Genomic DNA, 26,997 nt, shown 5'->3' with positions numbered 1-26,997 from the left:
CGTATTGAACAACTTTACTCCGAAAAATTCAGATAAGCCCCGTAAGAAACTTCGCCTGGAGACCCGATTAAAAACATCTGTTATTACAGATGCTGTCATCATATTCATCATGGCAGCATTGTTTTTCTTCTCCACCCTCTCTAATCAGCCTTTGGAGGATGTCTTCTTATCCATGGAAGTGCCTCTGGAGGTTACGGTTTGTTCCGACGCCTACACCTTTTCTATAGAGTACCTCAATACGACTGGCTTTTCACTTACCAATCAGGAAATAACTGTAGAGCTACCTGCAGGGGTTAAATATATAGCCGGCAGTCTAAATGATACCTCACTATACAATATTATAGAAGACGATATAAGGGATCTTTGCAATCCGGTATTTACACTCGACGATGTGCCAGATGGGGAATCGGTAGGTTTTAGTATCGATTACGAAATATCCATTCCTGCAAGGAATGAAATACTAAATGGAGGAAGCCTTCAGAACAAAGTAATCCTCGAAAGTAATGAAGGAGTAGTAGAATCGCTTTCTGCTCCTTACAATGCTTTATATGCCGCGCTAAACATCATCAAAATCAATCCAGCCAATCAAAGTCTGGTTAGTGGAGATACAGCAAGCAGGACTATCAAAGTTGTCAATGGGGGCTATGGGAAACTATCCTCTTTCTTCCTGACGGATGTTCATGGCGATGGAATCGAATTGGTAGGCACTGATTTGGGGCAAATCAACCCTACTAAAGACACCATATTTTTAAGTGGAGCAGACTTTACAGGAATTGGAAACGGAGATAATTTTTTCGACAACAATGAGACCCTCATAATTACTGAAAGGATACTGGCTTTCGGATGTTCTGGCAATACCATTAGTTCTTCCATAGATGCGGGTTGGTCCTGCAAAGGAGAAACCATTGTGGACGCAACTATGAATGCGAATATCAGCACCAGCTTGAAATTGCCCTCCTTAAGTCTATCAACGAATAATTCAATCTCTACTTGTTTCGGTCCTTCTACAGCAAATACACAGGAGATCACCGTAAAGAATAACGGACAGGGCATAGCCATAGATGTTGAACTTGACATCTGGAAATCAACCGGAGGGAACTACACGGAAAATATATTCAGCAGATTCGATACTTCGAGTTTGATGATCTCTGTTAATGGAGGAGCTGCTGAAAAAATCGAGCCTCGATTGGTTTATACTACCAAAAATACAGGAGATTATGCATGCCTGGGATCTAATCCCATCGGAAGAGTACTTCTGGATTTGCCTGAGCTCTCACCTCAGGCAACAGCTTTAATTAGCTGGGACGTTTACAATTGTTGCATCAATGTATGTAACAACGAAACTAATACAGGATGGAAAACTCAGGTGAAATACACAGATGCATGCGAGACAGAGGTGAAAACTACATCTAAAGTTGGCGAGAATGATTTGAGAGGGAATATGACCGTCTTTGTAGAGAATCCTTACTACCTCAGTGTAGGACAAAAAGGAAACTACAACTTTACCATCTCAAGTTTCAGCAATAAACTTCCTGCAGGGCCTGGAGCAAATTACGAACTGGTATTTAAGATCCCTCAGGGCCTTGCATGGAGTGGAAATACGTCTGATCTGACTTTTACAAGTGGAACAAAAAGCTGGACGGCATCTTCTATAAGCTTCGACCAAAACCAGCGTGAGCTTGTCGCGAGCTATCCTCATCCCGCCCCCTTCAATCTGCCTAAAGCAGAAATAGGACTGATACTAAGTGTAGACTGCGGAGAGATTAATAGTGAGACTAGCGAAGTCGATCTTCAGATGACTGTCAATTATATTCCAGACACTAGCTGTACAGATGGCTGTTTGATTCCTTTTCTATGCAGCAGTTTGGCAACAACTCAGCTTGTTTGTCCAGACGAATGTGAGGAAGGCTTATCCCTGATTTCTTATGATGCCAGAAGAACAAGTTTTGGCTTGCCGGACTACAACCAGGATGGAAGCCCTGATGGATCTTCGTCTTTGGATATGAGCAAAGTGAAAACCAACAGAATTATGGTTGGGGATACCCTGAGAACCACCTTTGTCGCGAAGGTGTCGGAAAGATCAGGTAGTATCGGCTTTCCCTATGGCTATGCGTCAAACTCCATTCTACTGGGAAAAAACCTTAGCCATGTAGGCGCAAGTCTCAGGGTATACGATCAATCTGCTGGTTTATATAGAAGCAGCGATAGTGTAAAAGTAACAAGCAGCATTTCAGGTGAAGATCAGACCTTTTATTACGACTTTACACCTGCAGACATAAAAGACAGCCTTTCCAGGACCAAATCTTCCCGAAAGGAAATGGTTCAAAGCATACGGAAATTTAAGGCTGCAGAAAACAGAGCTAAAGGCTATTTAGCTCTCAGGGACAATTTAGAACCTTATGCACCCAATTCCGGTATTTATGCTTTGGGAAAGGAGCATGACTTTAAACAAAAAACGGCAATTGCCTCTTTTGAAGAGGCTAAAGTTCTCATCCCTGATTTTCCTCGAACCGATGCCATACTTGCAGATTGCGATGATTGCAATGTGTTGAGATGCGATGAAAATGGATGCACAGACGGAAGCAATGCAAATGGCGTTCAGACGGATACGGATTGTGGTTGCGGAGTACCTACGGGTAGCAACAAACAGGCTTGCGCAAAAATCTTCATTGACCTGAGCTCACATCCCAATTATGTTTCAGGAACTACCATGGAAATTGAAGTTGTCTCTCAATCTTCAGGTAATACAAATTTTTACCTGACGGATGATAATTGTTCTGTGGATGATTGTAGTAGCCCTGATCATGAAGTAAGTAGTGGAAGTACCTTTACTTTTACAACAGATCAAAGCTATGCCTATCTCATGGTTTGTAAGACTGGCGGTAGTGGAAGAAGAGACATAAGCTTTACGGCTTCTGCCCTGAATGAAATTTGCAACAATGGGATAGACGATGATGGAGATGGGAAAATTGACTGCGAAGATGCTTCCTGTGAAACTCCTTCTATCACCTCAATTAGTCCTTCTTCTCCGACTGCGGCTTCGTGTCCGGACTTAAACGATGGAACGATTTCTATATCTGCTCAGGGAGGCAGCCTGGAATACAGCATAGATAATGGTCAGACTTTTCAGGATTCTCCTAATTTCAGCGGATTGACTGCTGCAAGCTATGATGTGCTAGTTAGAAATAAGGACAGCCAATGTACAGTTGCAGACCAGATCACCCTCAGTCAGGTAAATTGCAATTCTGAGCTGTATGGAAAATGTTTTGACTTGGTTTATCCGGTTCAGGTTAACTATCCCGGTGGATCGAACATCAGCTATCAAACAGAATCGGCCCTGGAAACTGCAATAGATAATTGGGTGGATGCTAATCCCGGAGCTGCTAGCTGGCCTCAGTTGGAATTTCCCCTAAGTGTCCAGACCAAAAATAATCAAAGGCTATCCATTTCATCCGATAGGGAATTGAGTAGCCTTTACCTCGACTGTAAAGAAGCACTCTTAGAAAAAAATGGCTACCTGGATATATTGGTCGATATACCGGAAATCGCACTTGTTTATCCCGTTTCTGTCATCTTGCCTTCAGGGGACGTTCAATCTGCAAATTCGAATACAGATTTGGACAATATCAACAACAACTGGACTGCGAATAATCCCAATTCGGCCGAATCGCCAGGACTGGTATATCCGGTTAATCTGGATTTAGACGAAGAAAGTTTTGACTTTGACCAATTTCTCTTTGAGGATGGTGATAGCATTTGGTTAGACATCGACTATTTGCAGAGCGGAAATATTGGGGGAAAAATTGAACAGGCCAAAATAGATACGGATATCTATTTGAGTGATGTAGAAAATCCTTCAAATAGCAGCGATAAATTCTCCTGCATCAATTGGGGAGGGAACTTTTCCATGATCGGCTACTATTTTGTGAATGAAAAAGGAAGCAAAACCACCATCTCTTCCTGTAACAAAGTAATCAATCAGGATTTCAAATTGAGCATAGGGGATTGCTGTTCTAACTACAACGGAGGAAACTTATTCCCCTATGAATACAGGCAGTGGGCGCATATCAACAAAGCTCAGTTTACCATTCCGGATCACTACGAAGTATTGGATATCTACATGAAGCATAGAGCTACCAAGCATACCAATTCTTCGATCACCAAAACGATCAGTAACATTCAACCGGATTCAGTAGTAGGGAACACCTACCACTTGAACATAGAGCAATTCTTCGACGGACACGGAGGAAGTGTGATTAAGAGCGATGACGGTTTCCGTGCGACCTTGTATGTGAAACTGGCTCCTTCTTGTGATGTGCCGGAAAATACTTACCAGGACGTAGATTGGAAGGTTACCTTCCAGGAATCGGAGTGGTTGTCAAACAGCGAGACTGATTGGTATATCTCAAATCCGGATCAAATCCGCTTTTCGCCCCCATCACTGCAGCTATCTTCTCCTACACCCATCATTGACGGTTTAGGCAAGAATATCAGTTGGACCCTGAACGTGAAATCCGGAGGAGGTGGATCTGACAATAGTTGGGTGCATGTAAAGGCTCCAAATAATGATGTAACGATAACATCTATTGTGGATCAGGCTAGTGGAGATACGCTTGAGTACAGCGGCGATATCTACAAATTGGGAGCTATTTCTTCCAATGCCACCAAAAAGCTATCGATCAATGCTCGTTACTCTGCTTGTCAACCCACCTATATAGATGTATTTGCCGGTTACGAATGTTCGGCTTATCCCGACAGCTTTGCAAACTTCAAGTGTAGCTATACCCAGACGAAACTGGAAGTAGAGCCAGAGCCAGCTGAATTGCAAATGAGATTGAAAGGAGATCGTTTCAGTGAGAACTGTGTGATTTATACAGATATAGAAGTTGAATTGGCCAGTGTAAAGCAAGGTTATGTAGGAGATATTCAGTTGAAAGTATTGCTTCCGGGCAATAACTCCATGAGCCTGGTAAGCGATAGTACCAAAATCAAGTATCCCATCAGCGGATCATACAACTACATCCAGGATCCGACAGTAAGCAATGACGAGTTTACGATTGATATCAACAATGAAGTTGCCGAGATCGCTTATGACGGTATGGTCGGTATTACCAATACAGCTAAAAATCGCTTGAAGATTGCTTTCAGAATCAAAAACGAAAGTGGATACAAAGCCGGTGATCTCATTACCATCGTAGCAAACTCTTACGAACCCTGTGGAAAGCCATTACCAAGTATCACAGTTCCTTTCGATGTAAACATGAAGTTTACCCGACCTGTGATTGCCGGATTGACTGATGATAAAGGAAACAACTGGAGTGGCGCCTGGGGAGATTTCAACAATGATGGTTACGAAGACCTCTATGTCGCAGAATTTAATCATTGGGAAGCTGGTAAGCTTTACATAAATGATGGAAACGGCCAATTCACCGTTTCAACAACTGCAGGTGCGCCCATCCAGGACAAAGGAGCAAGCGCAGGGGCAAGCTGGGGCGACTATGACAATGATGGTGATCTTGACCTCTTTGTGTCCAATAACGTACGTGCAGTTAACCACCTTTACCAAAACAATGGAGACGGAACATTTACTCGTCAGGATTCCATCGGAGATATCAGTAGCTACGAAGGATATTGCCACAATGCTGCCTGGATAGATTATGACAATGACGGATGGTTGGACATCTTTGTGTCGGATTATATGCCTACCCGTTATAACCAACTCTACCATAACAATGGAGATGGAACCTTCAGCCGTGCAACAGACAATCCCATCGCTTTGGAAGCCAAATTCTCTATGGGAGCTACCTGGGCAGATTATGACAATGACGGATTGCTGGACCTCTTTGTTCCAAATGGCAGAGATGATAATAACTCTCTCTACCACAATGAAGGCAATGGTCAGTTCACCAAAATTACTGAGGGAAATATCGTAAATGATGGAGGGAATTCTACCGGGAGTAGCTGGGGAGATTATGACAATGATGGTGATTTGGACCTCTTTGTAACCAATGCTAGTAATCAGAACAACTTCTTTTATGTAAACAATGGAGATGGTTCTTTTACTAAAAATTATACCTCCATCATTACTCAGGAGGGAGGCCATTCCCATGGAAGTGGATGGGCAGATATGAATAAAGATGGATTCCTCGATCTGTTTGTCGGAAATGATGCAGGCAATGTAAACTTCTTCTATGTCAACAATGGAGATGGCACATTTCGCAGAAGTGAGATGTTTGATGAGGATTTGGAAAATACCATGGGAGTTGCCTTCGCGGATTATGACATAGATGGAGACCTCGATATATTCCTGGCAAATCATGGAAATCAGGACAATACCATTTATAACAATGAAGCCGATCCTTGTATCAGTTGGAAGTGCTTCGAATTGAAAGGTGTGCGTTCGAATAAGTCGGCTGTAGGTGCCAAGCTAAGGATCAAATCCACCATCTACGGCAAGAGTGTATGGCAAACGAGAGAAATCAGTACACAGACGGGGGGCGGTTCCAGTAGTCAGTCTACCATCCGCGCCTACTTCGGTCTGGGAGATGCCAGCAATATAGACTCTGTTATCATCGATTGGCCTTCAGGCTTTGAGCAGCATTTAACCAATGTCTCTCTCAATGATTGCCAAACAGTCATCGAAGAAGATGGAGCAGAAATATGTGGAGTCGTTTACTATGACCTCAATGGCAACTGCCAGCAGGATCAGGGAGAACCTGGTGTACCGAATATTTTGCTGGAAGTACTGCCAGGTCCTAAATACGTAACGACCAATGATAGCGGAGAATACAGAATCTACCGTCAATACGGTACCTATTCCATAAACAGCATCAGCACAGATGAGTGGTCCAATGTAAGCAGTTGTGATAGCTCTCATACCATCGTCTATGAAAGTGCAAATAAAGCCAGTTCACTTTCATTCTGTGGAAAGAACTTTGCGATGAGTCCAAGCTGTCCAAAACCGGATTTGGTTACTTATTTGAGTAGCACAGCTCTTCGTAGAGGTTTTAGAAATAGCTATGCGATATCTTTCCTCAATAGAGGAGCTTTGGGTGCTTCAAATCTCGAACTCGTTGTAGAATTTGACAATGACATCATTCCCCTGAGTTCGGATGTGCCCTGGAATCAAATGACCAGGGGGACAAGCGTGACGGAATATGTATGGAACCTTCGCGAACTGAATCCGATGCAGCAGGGGACGATTATGATCACGGATTCTGTTTCTGCAACAGCAACCCTGGGCAAGCAAGCAGAAGTAAGGGCATATTTCCGCAATCCACCCGACGATTGTGATCTGACCAATAACATGCGCATCGATTACAATGAAGTGGTGGGTGCAGTAGATCCCAACGACATACTTGTATTCCCAAAAGGTGCGATTGAAAAGGATGATGAGTTGACCTATAAGATTCGTTTCCAGAATGTGGGAACCAAATTTGCGCAGCGAGTCTTTATCCAGGATACCATTTCTCCTTTTCTCGACCTCGCCAGCTTTGAGCTGCAAGGAGCCAGTCATGATTATAAATACCAGATTTCAGAAGACCGTGTGATCAGCTTTACCTTTGACCGCATATTCTTGCCTGATAGCAATAGCAATGAGGCAGCCAGTCATGGTTTTATCGAATACAAGATCAAACCCGGTCAGGCGATTCCTGCTGGTACTGTGATCGAGAATAGAGCAGCCATTCAGTTTGACTACAATGAGTTCATCATTACTAATACGGTTCAAAACCAGGTCGTGAATTCCTTGGAGTGGGCTGAGCAAAACAAACTCTATCTGAGTGTGAGCCCCAATCCCCTGGAAGTGGAAGCGCAGGCTGAGATCAGACATATTGAGGATGCCGGTATTCGAATAGATATAGACAAACTAGAGATTTATACCCTTAGTGGAAGCCTGTTGAGCGCAAGTAAAGACTTGAATGCCAGCTCCGTTTCCATTCGAAAAAGCCAGCTGAAAGCAGGACTTTATCTCGTAAAAGCATACGACAAAAATGGTTTCTCCTATACGGAAAAACTGGAAGTAAAATAATATAGATTAAGATTGTATTTGGAGCTCTCTGTGCCATTGGTGCAGGGAGTTTTTTTATGTTGGAAGTCGGGCAATTTTTATCCGAGATTTGGTTGATCTTCCAAAAAATGGAAAACTGCTCAGGATAAAAGAGCCCTCAATTAGTCTATTCGCACTTTTTCTAATTGGCACCTAATTGGAATCTCATTGTAAGATAGTAAGAGAGTTTACCCTTATAAACAATTGAGATTTACGGTTAAGGCCAATGAAGAACCCATACAAGCTAATTCGGTTTCCATTCTTTACTCCTTCACAAGCCAGGCTTCTCAAGAAAGAGAACTACTTATTTTTATTTCTAATTCCTGGCCTTTTGATGATGAGCAATCTTTTCCGGGCTGAATTAAGCGAAGTTTATTTCACTTTTGACACTCCTCTGGAAATAAGTGTTTGCGCAGAAAGCCAGGAGTTTGGAATCAGCTATCTCAATGCCTCGGGTTTTACACTTAGTGGCCAGGAAATCAGCATTTATTTACCAACAGGAATTAGCTACATACCAGGCAGTCTTCAGGATACTTCTAGTCTGGGGGTATATGAATACGACATCTCAAATCCACAGGCTCCTGTTTTTCGCCTGAATGATCTGGCAGACGGAGCTTCTGCCGGATTTAGTATTTCTTATGAAGCCTCTATCCCTGCGATGAATAGCATTTTATCTGGAGGAGTATTGCAAAATCGGGTGGAGCTTGTAGCAAATGAAGGGGATAAAGAGGATCTGAGTGTCCCATACAATGCTCTCTATCCCGCCCTAAGCATTATCAAAATTAGTCCGGCCAACCAGACCGTTAACAGTGGGGCAACAAGCACGAGAAATATCAAGATTGTAAATGGAGGATATGGAAAACTAAGTTCATTCTTCATTAGCGATACGCATGCTACAGGCATCGAATTGATAGCAAGTAGTTTGGGTACTATTAATAACACAAAGGATACAATTTTCTTTAGCGGAAACGATTTCCAAAATATCGGAAACGGGGACGCTTTCTTTGATACCAACGAAAGTTTGGAGTTTATAGAGACATTTGCAGTATCAGGTTGTGAAGCCCATACTATAAATTCTAGTATACATGCGGCTTGGTATTGCGAAAATGATACGGTGGTAGATGCGACGATGAATGCCAATATTAGCATTTCTTTGGAATTGCCTAATATCTCTTTGAATACCCAGGCTTCACAAGCCGCTTGCTATGGAGATGGAAATCCAAACACCCAGGAAATTATCCTGAAAAACAACGGCAATGGAAAAGCAGTAGATGTTTTACTCGATATCTGGAAATCTACCGGAGGAGGATACAATCAAAATATTTTTTCCCGGATCGATACTTCCTCTATCACAATAAAAATCAATGGAGGGGCCGCGACAAAAATAGTCCCCACTCAACTTTGGAATACCCAGGAGAATAGAGCCTATGCTTGTTTGGGTAGCAATCCAATTGGTCGAATGGAATTGAACCTTCCGGATATGGAAAGTGCTGATGAAATAGTAATTAATTGGAACACGATCAGTTGTTGTGTGAATGTCTGTAATAATGAAACCAATACAGGATGGAAAACAGAGCTTAACTACAATGATGTGTGCCAAAGTGGGCTTCAAACAAAAAGCCAGCTTGGGGAAAATGACCTGAGGGGGCAGATGACAACTTTTGTGGAAAGTCCTTCTGATTTAGGCAATGGTCAGGAAGGGGAATACCTATTTACCATCTCAAGCTTCAAAAACGAATTCCCAGAAGGAGTAGGAGCACACTATGAATTAGCCTTCAGCATTCCACAAGGCCTTCTATGGAACAATGATCCTACTGACCTAAGCTTTAAAAGTGGGGTGAATACCTGGACGCCTATGTCTGTAATTTATGATAATAGCAGTCGGATCCTTACAGCCAAATATCCAAGTCCACTTCCCTTTAACCTTCCCAAATCGGAAATACAGCTGAATTTACAAGCTGATTGTTCTGCCTTGCCTCAGGGTTCAAGTGAAGTGCAACTGAGTCTGGACATCTACTATGTACCTGATACAAACTGTAGCTCGGCTTGCGTTATGCCTTTTCTATGTACGCAGACAACGACTACGGAAATCAAATGTCCTGGCAATTGTACAGAAGGAATCGCATTTAATTCCTATAGTATAAAAAGGAGCAGTTTTGGACTTCCTGACAACAATCAGGATGGTAAAGCGGATAATGGAGGGAGTTTGGATATGAGCAAAGTAAGAGAACAGCGGCTGATGTATGGTGATACCCTTGAAGCAGTATTTAGTGGCCTGGTCAAGTCAGCTTCCGCCAACACCAATTGGCGATATGGCTCTGCAAGTTCAACCATTGAAAAAGGTGTGAACCTAAGTCCTGTTCGGGCGGAACTCATTATATATGATCAATCCACTTCCTCATATATTTCCTGCGATCAGATTGGCATGAATTATACAGATCAGGGAGAAAACAGAAGCTTTACCTATGATTTCAGTCCTGCTGTTCTGGAAAACCTTTGTAGCTCATTTATTGGCTACGAATTTGATGATCTTGATTCGGTATGGCTAAAAGTAGAGTATAAAGTAAGTGGCAATATAGGTGGAACTGTAGTTCAGGTAGATGTAGAGAATGAATTATACATAAGCGATGTCGCAAGCCCATCCTTGAATCAACAATACGTTTGTAATAATTGGGGCGGTCGCTTTACCCTCATTGGATATTACTTTGTCAATGAAAAAGGAACAAACTATACTATCAATGCGTGTTCCAGGGTCATCAACCAGGATTTTAAGCTGAGTATCGGAGATTGCTGTTCAAACTATAACGGAGGAAACCTATTCCCTTATGAATACCGTTACTGGGCCCATGTGAAACAGGCGCAGTTTACCATTCCCGACCACTATACGATCAAGGACATTTATATGCGCCACCGTAGAACGCGCTATACAAATGTAAGTTCCACCCAAACCCAAAATAATATCCAGCCGGATTCAAGTGCAGGGAATACCTATTTCTTTGACCTCGAACAATACTTTGAAGGTTATGGAGGAAATATTCTATTGAGTGATGATGGATTCCGAGGGAGTTTTTATGTAGAATTGGCGCCATCCTGTGATGTGCCGGAAAATACCTATCAGGACGTAGATTGGAAATTTAGCTTCCAGGAGTCAGACTTTCTATCGGGAAGCGAAACTGAGTGGTACGAAAGCAATCCCGATCGGATCAGATTTTCTCCTGCAAATCTTCAGTTAACTACACCGACTCCTTCTATTGATGGATTGCAAAAGGAAATTAGCTGGACGGTGAAAGTAAAGCCCAATGGTGCAGGTGTAGACTATAGCTGGATGCATTTCAGAATTCCCAATGAGGACGTTACCATAAATGCTGTTGTTGACGCAAGTTCAGGAGATAGCCTGCAACTGAATGGAGATATCTACCGAATCGGTAGCATTTCTTCTGGTCAAACCAAGACCTACCTGATCAAAGCAAATTACTCTGCTTGCGCACCAAGCTCTATCATGGTAGATGCAGGCTATGAGTGTACTGCCTTCCCTGCTACCTTCGCTGATTTTTCCTGTAGTTATTCCAGCCTGCCGCTGGAAGTTGATCCGGAAGATGCTCAATTGCAAATGAGGTTGAGTGGAGTAAGAGAAAACCTTAATTGCGAAATCTATACAGATATTGAAGTAGAGCTTGCCAGTGTAAAACTGGGTTATGTGAATGATATCAATCTCGATGTTCAATTGCCAGCAGCTAATTCTATGAGTCTGGTTTCGGGTAGTACACAGATTTTGTACCCTCTGAGTGGGAACTGGACTTCTATGAGTGATCCCATCTTAAATGGGAACAGCTTTGAAATAGTGCTGAACGATGAAATAACGGAAATCGCCAATGAAGGATTGGTCGGCATAACAAATACCTCAAAGAATCGAGTTAAAATAGCTTTTCGTGTAAAAAATGAAGCGGATTACAAGGCGGGTGATTTGATCAGCTTTTCAACCACTTCTTATGCTTCCTGTGGAGAAGAATTGCCTTCAGTCAGTGTTCCCTACGATGTGAACCTTCGGATCAGTAAAACCCAAATTGCAGGCCTTACAGATGCTTCTGGTAATAACTGGTCCGTAGCCTGGGGAGATTACAATGGAGATGGATTTGAAGATCTTTTTGTTGGGGAATATAATCACTGGGAAAGTAGCAAAATCTATACGAACAATGGCAACGGCCAATTTACCGAGGCTAGTAACCTGGGCTCAATCCTCACCGATTTAGGCTCAGCAGCTGGTGCAAGTTGGGGAGATTATGACAACGATGGTGACCAGGATCTTTTTATTGCGAATAATGTCAGGGCGACCAACCATCTCTACGAAAACCTGGGCAATGGAAGCTTCAGTCGGAGAGATAACATTGGAGACCTTAGTGAGTACCAGGGCTATTGCCATAATGCCGTTTGGGTGGATTATGACAATGATGGGAATCTGGACCTCTTTGTCTCAGATTATATGCCTACCCGATACAACCAGCTATATCACAATGACGGAAACGGGAGCTTTAGCAGAGCTACCAATAATGACATAGCGCTGGAAGCCAAGTTTTCCATAGGAGCGACTTGGGCAGATTATGACAATGACGGTTTACAAGACCTCTTTGTACCCAATGATAGAGGAGATAATAATTCCCTTTACCACAATGAGGGCAATGGAAGCTTCACCAAAATTACTTCAGGCGACATTGTAAATGATGGGGGGAAATCTACCGGCTCTTCCTGGGGCGATTACGATAATGATGGCGACATGGACCTATTCGTTGCTAATGCAGGTGGAGAAAACAATTTCCTTTACAACAACAATGGAGACGGGAGCTTTTCCAAAGAGTATACGTCCATTATTGTAAACGATGGAGGGCATTCCCATGGCAGTGTTTGGCTGGATATGAACAAAGACGGTTACCTTGATCTTTTTGTGGGCAATAATGCGGGCTTCAAAAACTTCTTTTATGTAAATAATGGGGATGGGAGTTTCCGTAAAAGTGATCTATTTGATGGGGACGCTGAAAACACCATGGCAGTAGCAAGCGCGGATTACGACAGGGATGGAGACCTGGATTTGTTCCTGGCCAATCAGGGAGATCAGAATAATACCTTATATACCAATGATGCCAATCCATGTCTCAGCTGGAAGTGTATAGAATTAGAAGGGGTTCGGTCAAATAAATCTGCCATCGGAGCAAAGATCAGATTGAAGGCGAGAGTAAATGGGAATAGCATCTGGCAAACGCGTGAAATCAATAGCCAGAGTGGGGGAGGAGCAAGTGGACAATCCAGCCTTAACGCCTATTTCGGATTGGGAAATGCCCAAAACATTGACTCCATTGTTATTGATTGGCCTTCCGGTTTCGAACAAGTGCTAACCAATGTGCAAACCGATGATTGCCAGACGATAGTTGAGGCTGATGGAGCTGAAATCTGTGGGGTCGTTTTTTATGACGCAAACCAAAACTGTGTGCAAGACAGCGGAGAAGCAGGTATACCGAATATGCTTCTGGAAGTACTGCCAGGACCCAAATACGTAACAACCAACGATTCCGGTGAATACCGCATCTATCGACAATATGGAACTTACACGGTTTCCACCACTCCCAATTCAGATTGGTCTATTACCCAAAACTGTGCGCTAGCTCATACGATTGTATATGAAAGTGCAAATAGATCGGGTTCCTTGTCTTTTTGTGGGAAAAATTTTGCTATGCAAGCCGCTTGCTCGAAGCCTGACTTGCTAACCTATTTGTCCAGTACTGCGCTGAGGAGAGGCTTTGTCAATACCTATGCAGTTTCTTATCTAAACCGGGGAGCGATAGCCGCAGATAGTTTGGAGCTTGTGGTCGAGTTTGACAATGATATAGTAGTTCAATCTGCGGATTTGAATTGGGACGAAAAGAATGTGTATACCGACTATACCGAATACGTTTGGTACGTAGGAAGACTAGAATCCATGGACCAGAAGACCATCATGGTCAAAGATTCGGTTTCTGTTGATGCTCAAATCGGAAAAATGGCCGAGAGCAGGTCCTACTTCAGAAATCCTCCTGATGACTGCAATCTGGCAAATAATCTGACCATCGATGTAAACGAAATCGTAGGAGCAGTAGATCCGAATGATATCCTCGTAAGCCCGGAAGGAAACATCCTGGCGTCTGACAGCCTTACCTACAAGATTCGCTTTCAGAATGTTGGCAATTACTTCGCTACGTGGGTGGTAATAGAAGACAGCATTCCTGAAAACCTGGATTTGTCCAGCCTGAAAATTCTGGGTGCCAGCCATGACTTTGATTATGGAGTATCCGAAGATCGTATCTTGAAGTTCACCTTTGACCGAATTTTCCTGCCGGATTCGAATGCAAATGAACCCGCAAGCCACGGCTTTGTTGAGTTCCAGATACAGCCTCAGCCGGGATTGGCTGTAGGAAGCTTGATCGAAAATAAAGCCTCCATCCAATTTGATTACAATGCCTTTATCGAAACGAATACGGTTCAAAATCGCATCACCAGTCTTGAAGAGTTATCAAGGGAGAATTTATTTGAACTCTGGCTCAGTCCGAATCCTCTGGAAACAGAGAGTTTGGCAAGGCTTCGCTACAAAGAAAACCCGGAATTGCTTATAGATACGGATCACTACGAAATCTACGATTTGGAAGGCAGGAAACTGCTAGAAGCCAAAGTAGGTACCCAAAGCTTCTTGCTCCAAAGAGATAAAATGAGTTCAGGGATGTATTTGCTGAGGGCTTATGATCCTTTCGGCAGATGTTATACCCAGAAACTGATTATAAAATAAGTGTGATAATTGAGAGAAGCAGATTTTTGTCTGTGTGTTATCGCCGCAACTATGCGGCGATTTTTTTTAACTAAAACTGATGAGTAACAAAAACACCGAACCAATGGCCAGCGTCAGGTAAAAAAATAGCTCGACATCCAGGCCTTTTTTTACGGGTTCAGTCTTTCTTTCTTCAGGTAAAATTTCCCTATTCATATTCTAGTAATTTCTCTTAAGACGTAGAATATAAACGATGTCACTCCCGCGCTTATTTTATACGCTGGGCACCATGGGTGTTTATGGTCGAAATAAATCTTTGGGCCCCAATTCCCTCCGCCTGAAAAGCTTGCTGCATGGCAATCCCGACTTTGAAAGCTGTTTCATCGCCTTCACAGAGCGCAAAAATGGAAGGTCCGGCTCCTGAGATGCTACATCCTAGTGCTCCTTGATCCAAAGCTGCTTTTTTTACCTTGTAAAAGCCCGGAATCAATTTCGCTCGATAGGGCTCTACGATCACATCCTGCAGTGATCTACCAATCAAGGCATAATCTCCCTGCATCAAACCTGCAACTATCCCTCCTACATTCCCCCATTGAGTGATAGCTTCCTTCATAGGGATTTCTTTGCGGAGGATGTTTCTGGCCTCTACAGTCAGGATTTCCAATTCCGGAAGTACTACTGCGGCATAAAGATCTTTGGGTGTGGGAATGGTAATGACATCATATTCTAGATTACTCCTCACCAATTGCATGCCTCCCAATAGACAGGGCCCCACATTATCTGCATGAATATCTCCTCCACTGGCAATAGCTTCCCCCTCAAGCGCATGAGGCAGTAACTCCTGTTTGCTCAGAGGTCTTTCCAATAATTCATTGATCGCCATTGCTCCTGCAACTGCGCTGCATGCGCTGGATCCCAGCCCACTACCAATGGGAATTCCTTTATGGATTTCCATTTCGACCCCAATCTTGAGATCCAGTTGATTCATTAGAGAAAGGGCAGCAACTCCTGCTGTATTTTTCTCTGCTTCCAATGGAAGTTTTCCCTCATCTCCCAGGATTTTTGTGATCCTCAATCCGGGGGTGTCGGAGAAACGGGCAATTACATCATCACCGGGTCTTTGTAAGGCAAATCCCAGGGTGTCAAACCCGCAAGCTACATTTGCAACACTGGCGGGTGCAAATACATGTACTTCATTTTTCATAATTCGATCTTTATCCCGAGGGCAGGGAAAAATCGCGGCAAGTTAAAGAAAGGAATGCTTACAAAAAACTTATCCGGCTCCTCAATTTAAAATCCTCTATCCAAGCTAAACAGCTCTTTTTTTGTTTTCAGAAGGCAAATGTCTTTTTTAGTGGATTATAAAAAATAGACATGGCTAAACTACCTCGATCCAAAGAAAACGACTATACCCGTGAAATGGCTGCCAGGCGCCAGGAATTTATTAAAGAACAGAGCCAGGCAGATCTCACACATCTCTCTTCTTATTCATTTGACCCGAACATCCTCCCCGGCAATATTGAAAATTTCAGTGGAGTCGCTCAGGTCCCCATAGGATTTGCTGGTCCTTTACAAGTAAATGGTGAATATGCAGTAGGTGACTTTTATGTTCCCATGGCGACGACAGAGGGTACCCTGGTGGCTAGTTATAATCGGGGAATGAAGTTGACGCGTCTTGCCGGAGGGATCACCACTACAGTAGTAGATGATGCCATGCAGCGTGCGCCGATTTTTGTATTTGAAAATGCTCGATATGGAAAGAAGTTTGGTGCATGGGTAGATGAAAATTTTGAGCAAATCAAAGCCAAAGCGGAAGAGACTACCTCCGTGGGAAAGTTGAGGGATATTGAGCAATATTCTGCAGGTAATCTGCGATGGTTACGATTCAATTTTACAACGGGAGATGCAGCGGGGCAAAATATGGTAACTAAAGCAGCTCATAAAGCCTGTAATTGGATGCTCAGTCAGGGATTGGAAGGACTTCGACACTTTTCCCTGGCCGCCAATTTTGATACAGATAAAAAACACTCACAGGTAAACACCCTCAATTCAAGAGGAAAGCGAGTAGTAGCCGAAATTGTTTTGCCTGCTAAATTGGTGGAGGAAAATCTGGGAACTACAGCCAAAGCCATGCATTATCAACGCCAACTTTCAAATGTGGGAAGTATGCTATCTGGCTCTATAAATAATGGCTCTCATTCCGCAAATGGAATCACGGCCATCTTTATCGCGACAGGGCAGGACGTAGCAAATGTAGCGGAAAGTTCTGCGGGTATTTTGCATGGAGAAATACGAGAAAATGGAGATTACTACCTTTCTATTACCATCCCTGCTTTGATCGTTGCGACCTATGGAGGAGGTACAGGCCTGGCCACCCAGAAAGAATGTCTCGAAGTCATGGGTTGTTTTGGCGCAGGCAAGGTCAATAAGCTTGCAGAAATTATTGCCGCAACTGTATTGTGCGGAGAATTATCCCTGAGTGGAGCGATCATCGCCGATGAATGGGTAAGCAGTCATGAAAGCTATGGCAGGAATCGATAACTAGTTTTTATGGGGCTTTTGAGCTGGCCAAGTCAGAATAAGTTTCTTTCGAACAAATCTAAATCCTTTTCGAACAAATCATTTTAGCCTGAATACTTCAGCTTTGTATTAGTAGTAATTATTAACTCCTAATACAATGAAAAATTCAAAAGCAGTTTGGGCATTTTTGATATTGAGCAGCATCATAGGCTTATATGTTGGAGTAGGTTTGCTCTTTTTTCCTATTTCATTTCAGGCCCAATCCGAGATTATCCTGGGGGATAACATTAGTCTTTTAAGTGATACAAGAGCATCGGGGACTGTAATTGTATTTGCCAGCCTTCTGATCCTGCTCGGTATATTTCGAATTGCCTGGACCTATATTTCCCTGCTGGTAAGCAGCCTGATTTTTCTTTCTTATGGAATTGGGAGAATACTCAGTTTATTGCTGGATGGTATGCCGTCTCAAGGGCTTTTTGTCGCGATGATCCTAGAACTTCTTATTGGCTTTTGGGGATTTATTCTGTTGAGAAAACAGCAAAATCCGATGGCTGAATAAATATAGGGAAAAGCAAAACAGCCCGGAATTAGCCGGGCTGTTTTTTTGTTAAACCTATATTTTCTGAGATACGATTATTGAATCATAACTTTTCGGTAAACCAATGCCTCATCAACTTGCAATTCTAATAAGTAGATACCTGATTTTAAGCCGGGGATAGATACTTCTTCTCTTAGGAAAGAAGAGATACCCAGGTCTTTTCTATAAACTTCTCTACCACTTATATCCAGAAGTTTGTAGGATAATGGATGGAATTGAGGTAAGCTGATATCAATGTTAAATCTTCCTCCATTAGGGTTAGGGAAAATATTGAGTTCCAATCCGAGCTCTTCTTCTATTCCGGTAAAAATCTCCACAACTATTTCTTTGCACACTACATTTACACAAACCCCTTCTCGCACCCGTAGACAAACCTCAAAAGTATTGATGGACTGATAGGCGTGCATAGGATTTTGATCTGTGGAGCTGAGTCCATCTCCAAATTCCCAGAACCAGGTATCAGGATTACCAATACTTTCATCCATAAACTGAATCGACTCAAACAATTCAGCTGAATCCGGACCAGAAAAATCTGCGATGAAATCCGGTTGTGCAGTCAGGGTAATGGTATCTCGGGCTACACATCCCTGAGGACCTGTAACTTCCACAGAGTAGAGTCCGCCGGTTTGTGGGAAAATCAAAGCATCCATTTCTCCTGTATTCCAGAGATAGCTGACACCCGTGTTTCCAGCATTTAGTTGAGTACTGTCTCCATTACAAATCAGAAGATCCGGCCCAAGCTCAACTACGAGAGGAGATTGAATAACCGTAACGGAATCTATGGATTCACAACCGTCAGCATTCCGTACCCGACCGACAACGACGCCAGGCGTATTAACCATAATGCTCCTGGTAGTTTCTCCCGTTGACCAGAAGTAATCAAAGCCATTGAGCATAAGATCCAGAGTGGCCGAACTTCCATTACAGATGATAGGATCAGCTCCGAGGTCTACCGGAGGTATAGTTCCCTGGCCGATGGTAACAGTATCCGCATCGGAACAGCCATCTGCATTAGTTACACGAACCCAAAATGTTCCGCTTCCGCTTTTTGTAACCCTTTGTGTAGTTTCTCCCGAGGACCATAGGTAGGTCGAACCGGGATTTTGAGCGTCAAGGGTAAAGGTGCCACATTCATTTCTATCTATACCCAGATCAACTACAGGCGTAAGAGAAACGCCCACATCAATAGAATCTGTAGCTACACAATTGGCTGCAGTGGTTACTACTACCACGTATTCTTGCGGAGCAGATACAAATATGGTTTGAGTATTGGCCCCATTAAAATTCCAGGCATATATAGTTCCCGGATTTGAAGCTCCGGCATCTAATAATAAAGATTCACCGATACAAATAGTTGTATCATTACCCAAATCTACATCCGGAACAAAATCTATAAGGACATCTATGGAGTCTTCTTTTACGCATCCGAAATTGTCCGAGACAGTGACCTTGTAGGTGCCGGTCTCAGTGACATTTATGTTTTGGGTGGTTTGACCTCCCGGTAGCCATTGATGACTGGCTCCCGCATTTCCTGCATCCAGCATCAGGGTGTCCCCCGGACAAAGCAATTGGTCAGGAGGAAGCACTACATCGGTAGGGGATACAAAGAGATCCATGGTGTCCCGGATGATAAAACCATTGGTATCCGTAACCTGTACGATGTATTCAAAAGTAGCTAATGCCGTCAACTCACAAAGGGTATCAATAGGTGAGGTGTTCCACTGATATTCGAGGGCTCTTGGGTCGCAAGCATTCAGTTGGACGGTATCGCCAAAACAAACGCTTTGATCAGGTCCCAATTCGATAAGAGGCACATCCGCAATGAGTACATCATCGAAAGCAAAGCCATCAGAATTGAGGGTGATATTGGAGGCAAAGCAGAGCCTGAATTTTACATTGGCCTGGCCCGCCAATCCTGCCAGCGGTCTTTGTGCCAATACATATCTTTGGCTACCATTTCCGGTGATTACCCTACCTGCCCATCCGATAAAAGATCCGCAGGGAGGTCCACCCAGGAAGCTTCCGTCTATGTTATTATCATTGTACCAGTTGACCGGATCAATAAAATTACCTACCCTTTGCCAGGTATTTCCTCCATCAATGGAAGAAACAAGCACAGCTCCATCCTCTCCCGTTTCCGATTCCCACCATACATTCATGGATATATAAGGATTGGCAACATTGCTGAAGTCAAAACAGGGACTTTCTACATATATGTCTGCATTATTTGGGTAAGAGCTAAAGAGGGTTCCGGTGATCCAGCTATTAGGGGCTGAAGATGCCGAATTGATAATTACTTTAGCTGGAGTACCTAAACTCCATGAATTTGCTGCCGGGCCAGCTACCCATCCTCCCGGACCTGCATCAAAGTTTTCCTTGTAGGGAAAATTGTCAACACATTGCCCTTGAAGAGAGCCTGAATGAGAGAGTAAAAAAATGAGAATAAATGCGGAAATGTAGTGTGACAGTAGCTTAATTGAGTTCATGTTAAAGCAGGCTTATCAAATTGTCCCCTGATTGGAATTAGATCATCTGATAAAAGTACAAATAGTTTTGGATTCACCCTATTTAATAGGTGCTCTAATAGGTGTTGATGTGTTCTCGTATTCAGGTGCTGGGAGGAAGTGTTTTAGTGTTGTAGTGCGATAGTTGGCTTCCTGAAACTACAACACTAAAACACCACAACACTCCCATACGCTCTTCCCTTCTGCTTACTCCCCAGAACACCTGAACACCAGAAAACTTCATTTTCTCCCTTTTCCTTACAAATAAAATACCCTGAGCAGCCTTAGCTACCCAGGGAGAACCAAATGAAAACAAAAATTCTTTAGCGTGATCTAATATCTGAAATCTACATTCACCCAAAGGTCAGTTGCCTGGCCGTTGATCTTCCCGGGAATGAATTTTTGATTCGATATTTGATGAAATTCACGTGATTTCTTTTTCTTACAATGCCCTCGGTACCCTATGATACTGATGGCTTTAATATCTCCGTGTTTGCCTACCTTAACTTTGGTTTTTACCACCTTTTTGTAACGAGCCAGTCCACTGTTCAAACCTTCCTTATTGCTAAAAATGCTATAATGGAAGTCATTGTGTTTGATCATAGTAGAACTGATCGGAAGAGGAGCAACGACTCTTTTTTGAGTAGAAATCTCTGTGATAATGTGCCTTTTATGTTCTTTGATCTGAAACTGGCTACAAGATCTTTTGACTTTTTTGAAAGAGCTTGTTCTCGATACATTCATCTTTTGCAAATGCTGCAATCCGACGAGGAAGAAGGAGATTGTGGTGAGGTAAATCCAGAAGAATTTTTTAGGATAGGTCATGGTAAGGAAGATTGATTTTTGTTAACTAAATATACCAGTTTCAATCGGAAAAACGTAAGCAAATGAGATGCACTTCCTGGTGAAAAATGCCCATTTTCTTACTTGTGACCGAATGATAAAATTAGCTAATAGCAGGTGTGTATTTTTACCTACGGGAAATGGGAAGAAATGGTTGAAAAAAAGGCGCAGGAATTTCTCCCTGCGCCTGAAAAAGATTCTCTTTTCTTAAGAGCTATATACTAATTGACGGGCTGAGTAATGTTTTCAAATCGGATCATGCCGTTTTTGACATCCACCTGAATTTGAGAACTTTTGTTTATCTCCCCCGCAAGAATTGATTTAGACAATTCATTGACCACTTCTTTTTGCAAGATTCGCTTTACGGGCCTTGCGCCGAATTGTGGATCGTAGCCGAGGCTTCCGATCAGATCCAGGGCCTCTTCTGAGAACTCTAATTGGATGTCCAGCTTTTGCAAGCTGCGGATCAATCTTGCTGCCTGAATTTGGACGATGGATCGCATATCGCCCTCACTCAGTGGTGCAAATACGATGGTTTCATCTATTCGATTCAGGAATTCTGGCCTCAGATGGCTTTTAAGTAGATCAATCACCTCTTCCTTGATCATGACCATAAGGGCTGCCTTATTGCTGTCATTCAGTTCTCCGAATTTCTGCTGGATAAAGTGCGATCCCATATTGGAGGTCATGATGATAATGGTATTGGTGAAATTGACCACTCTTCCTTTATTATCCGTCAACCTTCCATCATCCAAAACCTGTAAGAGGATATTGAATACATCGGGATGGGCCTTTTCAATCTCATCCAGCAAAACAACGGAGTAAGGCTTTCTCCTTACAGCTTCAGTCAACTGTCCTCCTTCATCATAACCCACATATCCGGGAGGTGCTCCCACCAATCTGCTTACGCTATGCTTTTCCTGGTACTCCGACATATCGATGCGGACCATGGATTTCTCATCATCAAAGAGATACTCGGCAAGGGCCTTGGCCAATTCGGTTTTTCCCACTCCGGTACTTCCCAGAAAGATAAAACTGCCTATAGGTCGATTGGGATCTTGCAATCCTGCTCTGCTTCTTCTGATCGCATCCGATACAGCTTCGATTGCCTCTTCCTGCCCGACTACTCGCTTGTGAAGTTCATCTTCCAGATTCAGGAGCTTTTGCCTTTCACTTTCTACCATCTTACTCACCGGAATTCCTGTCCAGCGGGAAATGATCTCCGCAATATCCTCTGCCTCTACCTCTTCCTTCAACATGCGGAGATCACTTTGATAGCCCGCTAACTCCTGCTTGAGCGCCTCGATATGCTCTTCCTCCTTAACCATCGCACCATATCGAATCTCTGCTACCTTCCCAAAATCTGCCTGGCGCTCAGCCTCCTCTGCTTCTACTTTGTATGCTTCAAGTCGCTCTTTGGCGTCTCTGATCTTTTGGATGATTCCTTTCTCTGTTTCCCAATGGGAACGCAATCTTTTTCGCTCTTCATTTAGATTGGCCAATTGCTCCTCTATCTCTCCCATCTTCTTCTTCTCATTTTCTCGCTTCAATGCTTCCCGCTCAATTTCCAAATGCCTAACTTTTCTTTCTATCTCATCGAGTGCCTCAGGCATACTGTCTATCTCCAGTCTCAACTTGGCTGCTGACTCATCGATCAGGTCAATCGCTTTGTCTGGAAGAAAACGGTCAGAGATGTATCTGTTGGAAAGTTCTGCTGCTGCAACGATGGCGGCATCTGTAATTCGAACTCCATGATGCACCTCATATCTTTCTTTCAATCCCCTCAAGATGGAAACCGTATCCTCCACTCCAGGCTCATCTACTCTTACTGCCTGAAAACGCCTTTCCAATGCTTTATCCTTCTCGATGTACTTTTGATACTCATCCAATGTTGTCGCTCCTACGGCTCTCAATTCTCCTCTGGCAAGGGCAGGCTTCAGGATATTCGCTGCATCCATCGCTCCATCTGCTTTTCCGGCTCCTACCAGGGTATGGATTTCATCAATAAAAAGGATGATGCTCCCCTCGGCGCTTACTACTTCTTTTACCACTGCTTTCAGCCTTTCCTCAAATTCTCCTCTAAACTTTGCTCCCGCTATCAAGGCTCCCATATCCAGGGAAAAGATCGTCTTGGATTTGAGGTTTTCAGGAACATCTCCCTGCACGATTCTATGACCCAGGCCTTCTGCAATTGCCGTTTTACCAACCCCGGGTTCTCCCACCAGGATGGGGTTGTTTTTGGTACGCCTCGAAAGTATCTGAATTACCCGCCTGATTTCATCTTCCCTACCTATCACAGGATCGAGTTTTCCCTTACGGGCCATCTCGTTCAGGTTTCTTGCATACTTTTTCAGCGCATTGTATTTGGCTTCTGGATTTTGATCAGTTACCCGACTGCCTCCCCGTACTTCCTCCATCACTTGCATAAATGCTTTTTCGCTAACTCCCTGCTCCTTCAATAATTTTCCTGCACCATTCTTGGAATTGATCAATCCCAATAAGAGATGTTCGAGGCTAATAAACTCATCATTGAGTTTGCCTGCTGCTTTGTTTGCGGTTTCCAGGATGGCATGACTTTCATTAGAAAGGTATTGTCCGCCCGTAGCTCCCTCTATTTTGGGATAGCCGGCCAGCACTTCCTCCAGTTTCGTCTGGAGAAAGTCAACATTCACTCCCAGCTTTTTCAGCATAAAAGGAATGATACTATCCTCGGTCTCCAGTAGGGCCTTTAGTAAATGCCCACTCTCTATGCTCTGCTGCCGGGAAGCCTTGGCGAGTTCACTTGCCTTTTGGATGGCTTCCTGTGCCTTCAATGTATAGTTGTTGAAATTCATTTCTTATGTACTTGCTGCTTTGTTTCCATTTTAGAATCAAATTCCTGACCATTAAGGAAAAGTGGCCATTATGACATGATCTGCTCGATTTTGGTGTCGAAATGGCAGGTGTGGCATCATGTGTTCTGCTATTTCAGCAGGATTTTCTCTTTTCTCTTGAGGCAAAATTGTAACTTGGTGCTAGCAATTGAATATCTATGAAACTACTTCTAGCAAAAAGCAGCCTGATTTTGCTGCTTATCTTCCTGAATGTTGATGCCTTTAGCCAAAACATGGCTAAACTGGATGCAGCAGTTGAAAAACAATTACCTGAGGCCTACGAACTCCTGAAAGAGTGCCTGAGTATTCCCAATGATGCCCATTTCGAGGAGCATGTAGAAATGAATGTGAGCTGGATGGAAAAAGCATTCGGGCAAAGGGGATTTAGTACCGAAAGGCTGGATACCGGAGGACCTCCACTTTTATTAGCCGAAAGAAAAGGCAGTAAATCTGAAAATACCGTATTGATCTATTTACAAATTGACGGGCAGCCTGTTGATCCTACAGCATGGTTTCAGCCTGATCCCTGGAAGCCGGTATTGAAGGAAATGAAGGATGGGAAATGGGAGATTATCGACTGGTCAAATATCAAAGGCAAAGTAAATCCCGATTGGCGGGTATTTGCCCGCGCAGCTTCAGATGCAAAAGGGCCGGTAGTTATGTTTCTGTCTGCTTTGGATATAGCGGAAAGAGAAGGATATAAACAACCCTATGATTTGAAAGTCATTATGGACTTTGAGGAAGAACTGGGTTCTCCTCATTTACCGGATGCTGTTTTGAAATACAAAGAAAAGCTGGCTGCAGATGTGCTAACCATTTATGACGGCCCCATGCATGCCAGCAAACTTCCTACCCTGACTTTTGGTGCGAGAGGGATCAGTACCATCACCCTGAAAGTCTTTGGACCCAAAAAGCCACAGCATAGTGGACACTTCGGAAACTATGCTCCAAATCCCGCTCTGAGAATCTCCCAGCTTTTAGCATCCATGAAGGATGAGGATGGACGAGTGACCATTCCGGGATATTATGAGGGAGTTACAATTTCTAAAGAAATGCGGGAAGCCTATGAAGCCGTACCAGATGATGAGCCTGCTTTGCAAAGAACCATCGGAATTTCTGAAACTGATAAAGTAGGTAGCAGTTTGCAGGAATCTGTTCTTTATCCTTCCCTAAATATAAGAGGTCTGTCTTCCGGCTGGGTGTTGGCGCAAAGGAGAACCATTGTGCCGAGTATAGCTATCGCAGAGATTGATATTCGTTTGGTTCCCCAATCTGATCCGGATTATCTGGTGGGATTGGTTAAAAAGCATGTGGAGAGCAAAGGATATTATGTAATAGAAGCGGATAGAGAACCTACGGATGAAGAAAGAGCAGAACATGGAAGGATCGCATCTTTTACCTTTGAGCATTCTTATGCAGCATTTCGTACCCCTATCACATCTCCTTATGCAAAATGGCTGGGTAGTGCCTTGGATAGAGCCCATGGAAAACAGATCGTTAGAAAGCCTACTTCAGGAGGCTCCATTCCCATTTCCCCCTTTGTGGTAAATCTGGGAGTACCTGCGATTACCGTTCCCACAGTAAATAAGGACAATAACCAGCATAGCCCCAATGAGAATTTACGATTGGGCAATTTTGTGGATGGAATCAAAAGCTATTTGTCAGTTCTTACAGAAGAAATTGAGTAATTAATTATGCCAAAAAGCAGAAGTGGAGCCCTTTGGAGCCTGATATTGATTTGTCTGATAAGCTGTTCTGAGCAAGTAAAAGAAAAGTCGAAGGAGCCTGAAAAGGAAGAGAGTGGAATAAAGAAAATCTGGGTAGATGCAGACCTGGCGATCGGAGTCCAAAATCCAAATGGTTTGTATGGGGATGTTGATGATGGCTTTGCTTTGATGCATCTTTTGCATTCGGAGAAGGTGGAAGTAGTAGGTGTCAGTACCGTTTTTGGAAATACGGACATTGATAATGCTTACCGTCTGGGAAAAGAGATTCGAGATGCATTTGGCCCTAAAGCGCTTCCTGTTTATAAAGGAGCGGCGAAAGCGATAGACTTACAGGAAATACGAAGCAATGATGCGGTTGAAGCTTTGGCAGAGGCCTTACAAAAAGAAAAGTTTCACATCATGGCCATTGGCCCTGCAACAAATGTAGGATTATTGCTCCTGCTCTATCCGGATTTAGCCAGCCAAATTAAATCGGTCGTATTAGTGGCTGGTCGACGGAGTATCGATCACCATTTTAAAGCCAGTGAAAGCCACGATCCCCCCTTTGCTGACCTGAATTTCGACCTGGACCCCAATGCCTTCCGCATCCTTTTGCAGCATGACATTAAAGTTGTCTTACATCCCTTTGAAATCTCACATAAAGTTTGGTTTGGAAAGGAAGAATTGGATCGTCTTGAAGCTAGTGGTGAGGCCGGAAAATACCTGGCAGATAGATCCCAAAACTGGCTGAAGCAATGGAGCATTTGGGGCGCAGATAAATACAATCCTTTTGATTTACTGGCTAGTGCTTACCTCATTTCTGAAGAAGGTTTTCAATACGAAGAACTGCCAGTGGAAATCCGATTGGCTGAAGCCGACAATATTGTTTCTGATAGTTCTGATTTGAGAGTTTACAAAGCTTATTTATTGGTCTCAAAGGAGTTGGAGAGTCAAAGAAAAGTATTTTATTACCACAGTCCTCCAGCAAGCTTTACTGAGGAATTTATGCGGCATTTTGAATAAGTCCGGGAGGAGACAAAATCAGCAAATCCAGGCCCTTATAGTTTCCATTTTCCAGATTATGGAATATCTTTACTGCTGATTAATAGAAAATCGGAT

Annotated in this window: 11 protein-coding genes; 6 read left to right on the top strand and 5 right to left on the bottom strand. The window is 43.3% G+C overall.

What is annotated here, in order from left to right; all coding sequences use genetic code 11:
* The first annotated feature begins 4 nt into the window (after positions 1–4).
* On the top strand, positions 5–8,029 hold the full coding sequence (locus R8P61_14485; protein MDW3648273.1) for an FG-GAP-like repeat-containing protein: 8,025 nt from the start codon (positions 5–7) through the stop codon (positions 8,027–8,029).
* A gap of 244 nt (positions 8,030–8,273) precedes the next feature.
* Positions 8,274–14,855: an FG-GAP-like repeat-containing protein gene (locus tag R8P61_14480; protein MDW3648272.1), complete on the top strand. Its 6,582-nt coding sequence runs from the start codon at positions 8,274–8,276 to the stop codon at positions 14,853–14,855.
* A 66-nt stretch (positions 14,856–14,921) separates the two neighbouring features.
* Here R8P61_14480 and R8P61_14475 read toward each other — a convergent pair whose 3' ends face one another.
* Positions 14,922–15,050, bottom strand: coding sequence for a hypothetical protein (locus tag R8P61_14475; GenBank protein ID MDW3648271.1), 129 nt, complete (start codon positions 15,048–15,050; stop codon positions 14,922–14,924).
* Between the two features lie 52 nt (positions 15,051–15,102).
* Entirely contained in the window at positions 15,103–16,038 is a 936-nt protein-coding gene (locus tag R8P61_14470) for a homoserine kinase (GenBank protein ID MDW3648270.1), read from the bottom strand.
* Between the two features lie 170 nt (positions 16,039–16,208).
* Here R8P61_14470 and R8P61_14465 point away from each other — a divergent pair, with 170 nt between their 5' ends.
* Positions 16,209–17,375 carry a hydroxymethylglutaryl-CoA reductase gene (locus tag R8P61_14465; protein MDW3648269.1) on the top strand — a complete coding sequence of 389 codons (1,167 nt, stop codon included), beginning with the start codon at positions 16,209–16,211 and terminating at the stop codon, positions 17,373–17,375.
* 136 nt (positions 17,376–17,511) lie between these two features.
* Positions 17,512–17,913 carry a DUF4345 domain-containing protein gene (locus R8P61_14460; protein MDW3648268.1) on the top strand — a complete coding sequence of 134 codons (402 nt, stop codon included), beginning with the start codon at positions 17,512–17,514 and terminating at the stop codon, positions 17,911–17,913.
* A 74-nt stretch (positions 17,914–17,987) separates the two neighbouring features.
* Here the strand turns inward: R8P61_14460 and R8P61_14455 are convergent, their stop codons facing one another.
* The 3 genes from R8P61_14455 to clpB form a co-directional block, all read right to left on the bottom strand.
* The gene (locus R8P61_14455) at positions 17,988–20,438 is read right to left on the bottom strand and encodes a PKD domain-containing protein (GenBank protein ID MDW3648267.1); all 2,451 of its coding nucleotides are present in this window, start codon (positions 20,436–20,438) and stop codon (positions 17,988–17,990) included.
* Between the two features lie 351 nt (positions 20,439–20,789).
* Entirely contained in the window at positions 20,790–21,281 is a 492-nt protein-coding gene (locus R8P61_14450; protein MDW3648266.1) for a hypothetical protein, read from the bottom strand.
* A gap of 239 nt (positions 21,282–21,520) precedes the next feature.
* Positions 21,521–24,133, bottom strand: a complete 2,613-nt coding sequence (gene clpB, locus R8P61_14445) for an ATP-dependent chaperone ClpB (GenBank protein ID MDW3648265.1) — start codon at positions 24,131–24,133, stop codon at positions 21,521–21,523.
* A 197-nt stretch (positions 24,134–24,330) separates the two neighbouring features.
* Here clpB and R8P61_14440 point away from each other — a divergent pair, with 197 nt between their 5' ends.
* Both R8P61_14440 and R8P61_14435 read left to right on the top strand, forming a co-directional pair.
* Positions 24,331–25,860, top strand: coding sequence for a M20/M25/M40 family metallo-hydrolase (locus tag R8P61_14440; GenBank protein ID MDW3648264.1), 1,530 nt, complete (start codon positions 24,331–24,333; stop codon positions 25,858–25,860).
* 6 nt (positions 25,861–25,866) lie between these two features.
* Positions 25,867–26,901, top strand: a complete 1,035-nt coding sequence (locus R8P61_14435; GenBank protein ID MDW3648263.1) for a nucleoside hydrolase — start codon at positions 25,867–25,869, stop codon at positions 26,899–26,901.
* Positions 26,902–26,997: the final 96 nt, after the last annotated feature.

The organism is Bacteroidia bacterium, assembly GCA_033391075.1.
Classification (GTDB): domain Bacteria; phylum Bacteroidota; class Bacteroidia; order J057; family J057; genus JAWPMV01.
The sequence above is the reverse complement of the archived record's forward strand: the minus strand, read 5'-3'. Positions and strand labels throughout refer to the sequence as shown.

Bases quoted from the DNA above. Each gene is read 5' to 3' on its own strand.
- R8P61_14480 (MDW3648272.1), top strand. From the start codon at position 8,274: ATGAAGAACCCATACAAGCTAATTCGGTTTCCATTCTTTACTCCTTCA.
- R8P61_14475 (MDW3648271.1), bottom strand. From the start codon at position 15,050: ATGAATAGGGAAATTTTACCTGAAGAAAGAAAGACTGAACCCGTAAAA.
- R8P61_14470 (MDW3648270.1), bottom strand. From the start codon at position 16,038: ATGAAAAATGAAGTACATGTATTTGCACCCGCCAGTGTTGCAAATGTA.
- R8P61_14465 (MDW3648269.1), top strand. From the start codon at position 16,209: ATGGCTAAACTACCTCGATCCAAAGAAAACGACTATACCCGTGAAATG.
- R8P61_14460 (MDW3648268.1), top strand. From the start codon at position 17,512: ATGAAAAATTCAAAAGCAGTTTGGGCATTTTTGATATTGAGCAGCATC.
- R8P61_14455 (MDW3648267.1), bottom strand. From the start codon at position 20,438: ATGAACTCAATTAAGCTACTGTCACACTACATTTCCGCATTTATTCTC.
- R8P61_14450 (MDW3648266.1), bottom strand. From the start codon at position 21,281: ATGACCTATCCTAAAAAATTCTTCTGGATTTACCTCACCACAATCTCC.
- clpB (MDW3648265.1), bottom strand. From the start codon at position 24,133: ATGAATTTCAACAACTATACATTGAAGGCACAGGAAGCCATCCAAAAG.
- R8P61_14440 (MDW3648264.1), top strand. From the start codon at position 24,331: ATGAAACTACTTCTAGCAAAAAGCAGCCTGATTTTGCTGCTTATCTTC.
- R8P61_14435 (MDW3648263.1), top strand. From the start codon at position 25,867: ATGCCAAAAAGCAGAAGTGGAGCCCTTTGGAGCCTGATATTGATTTGT.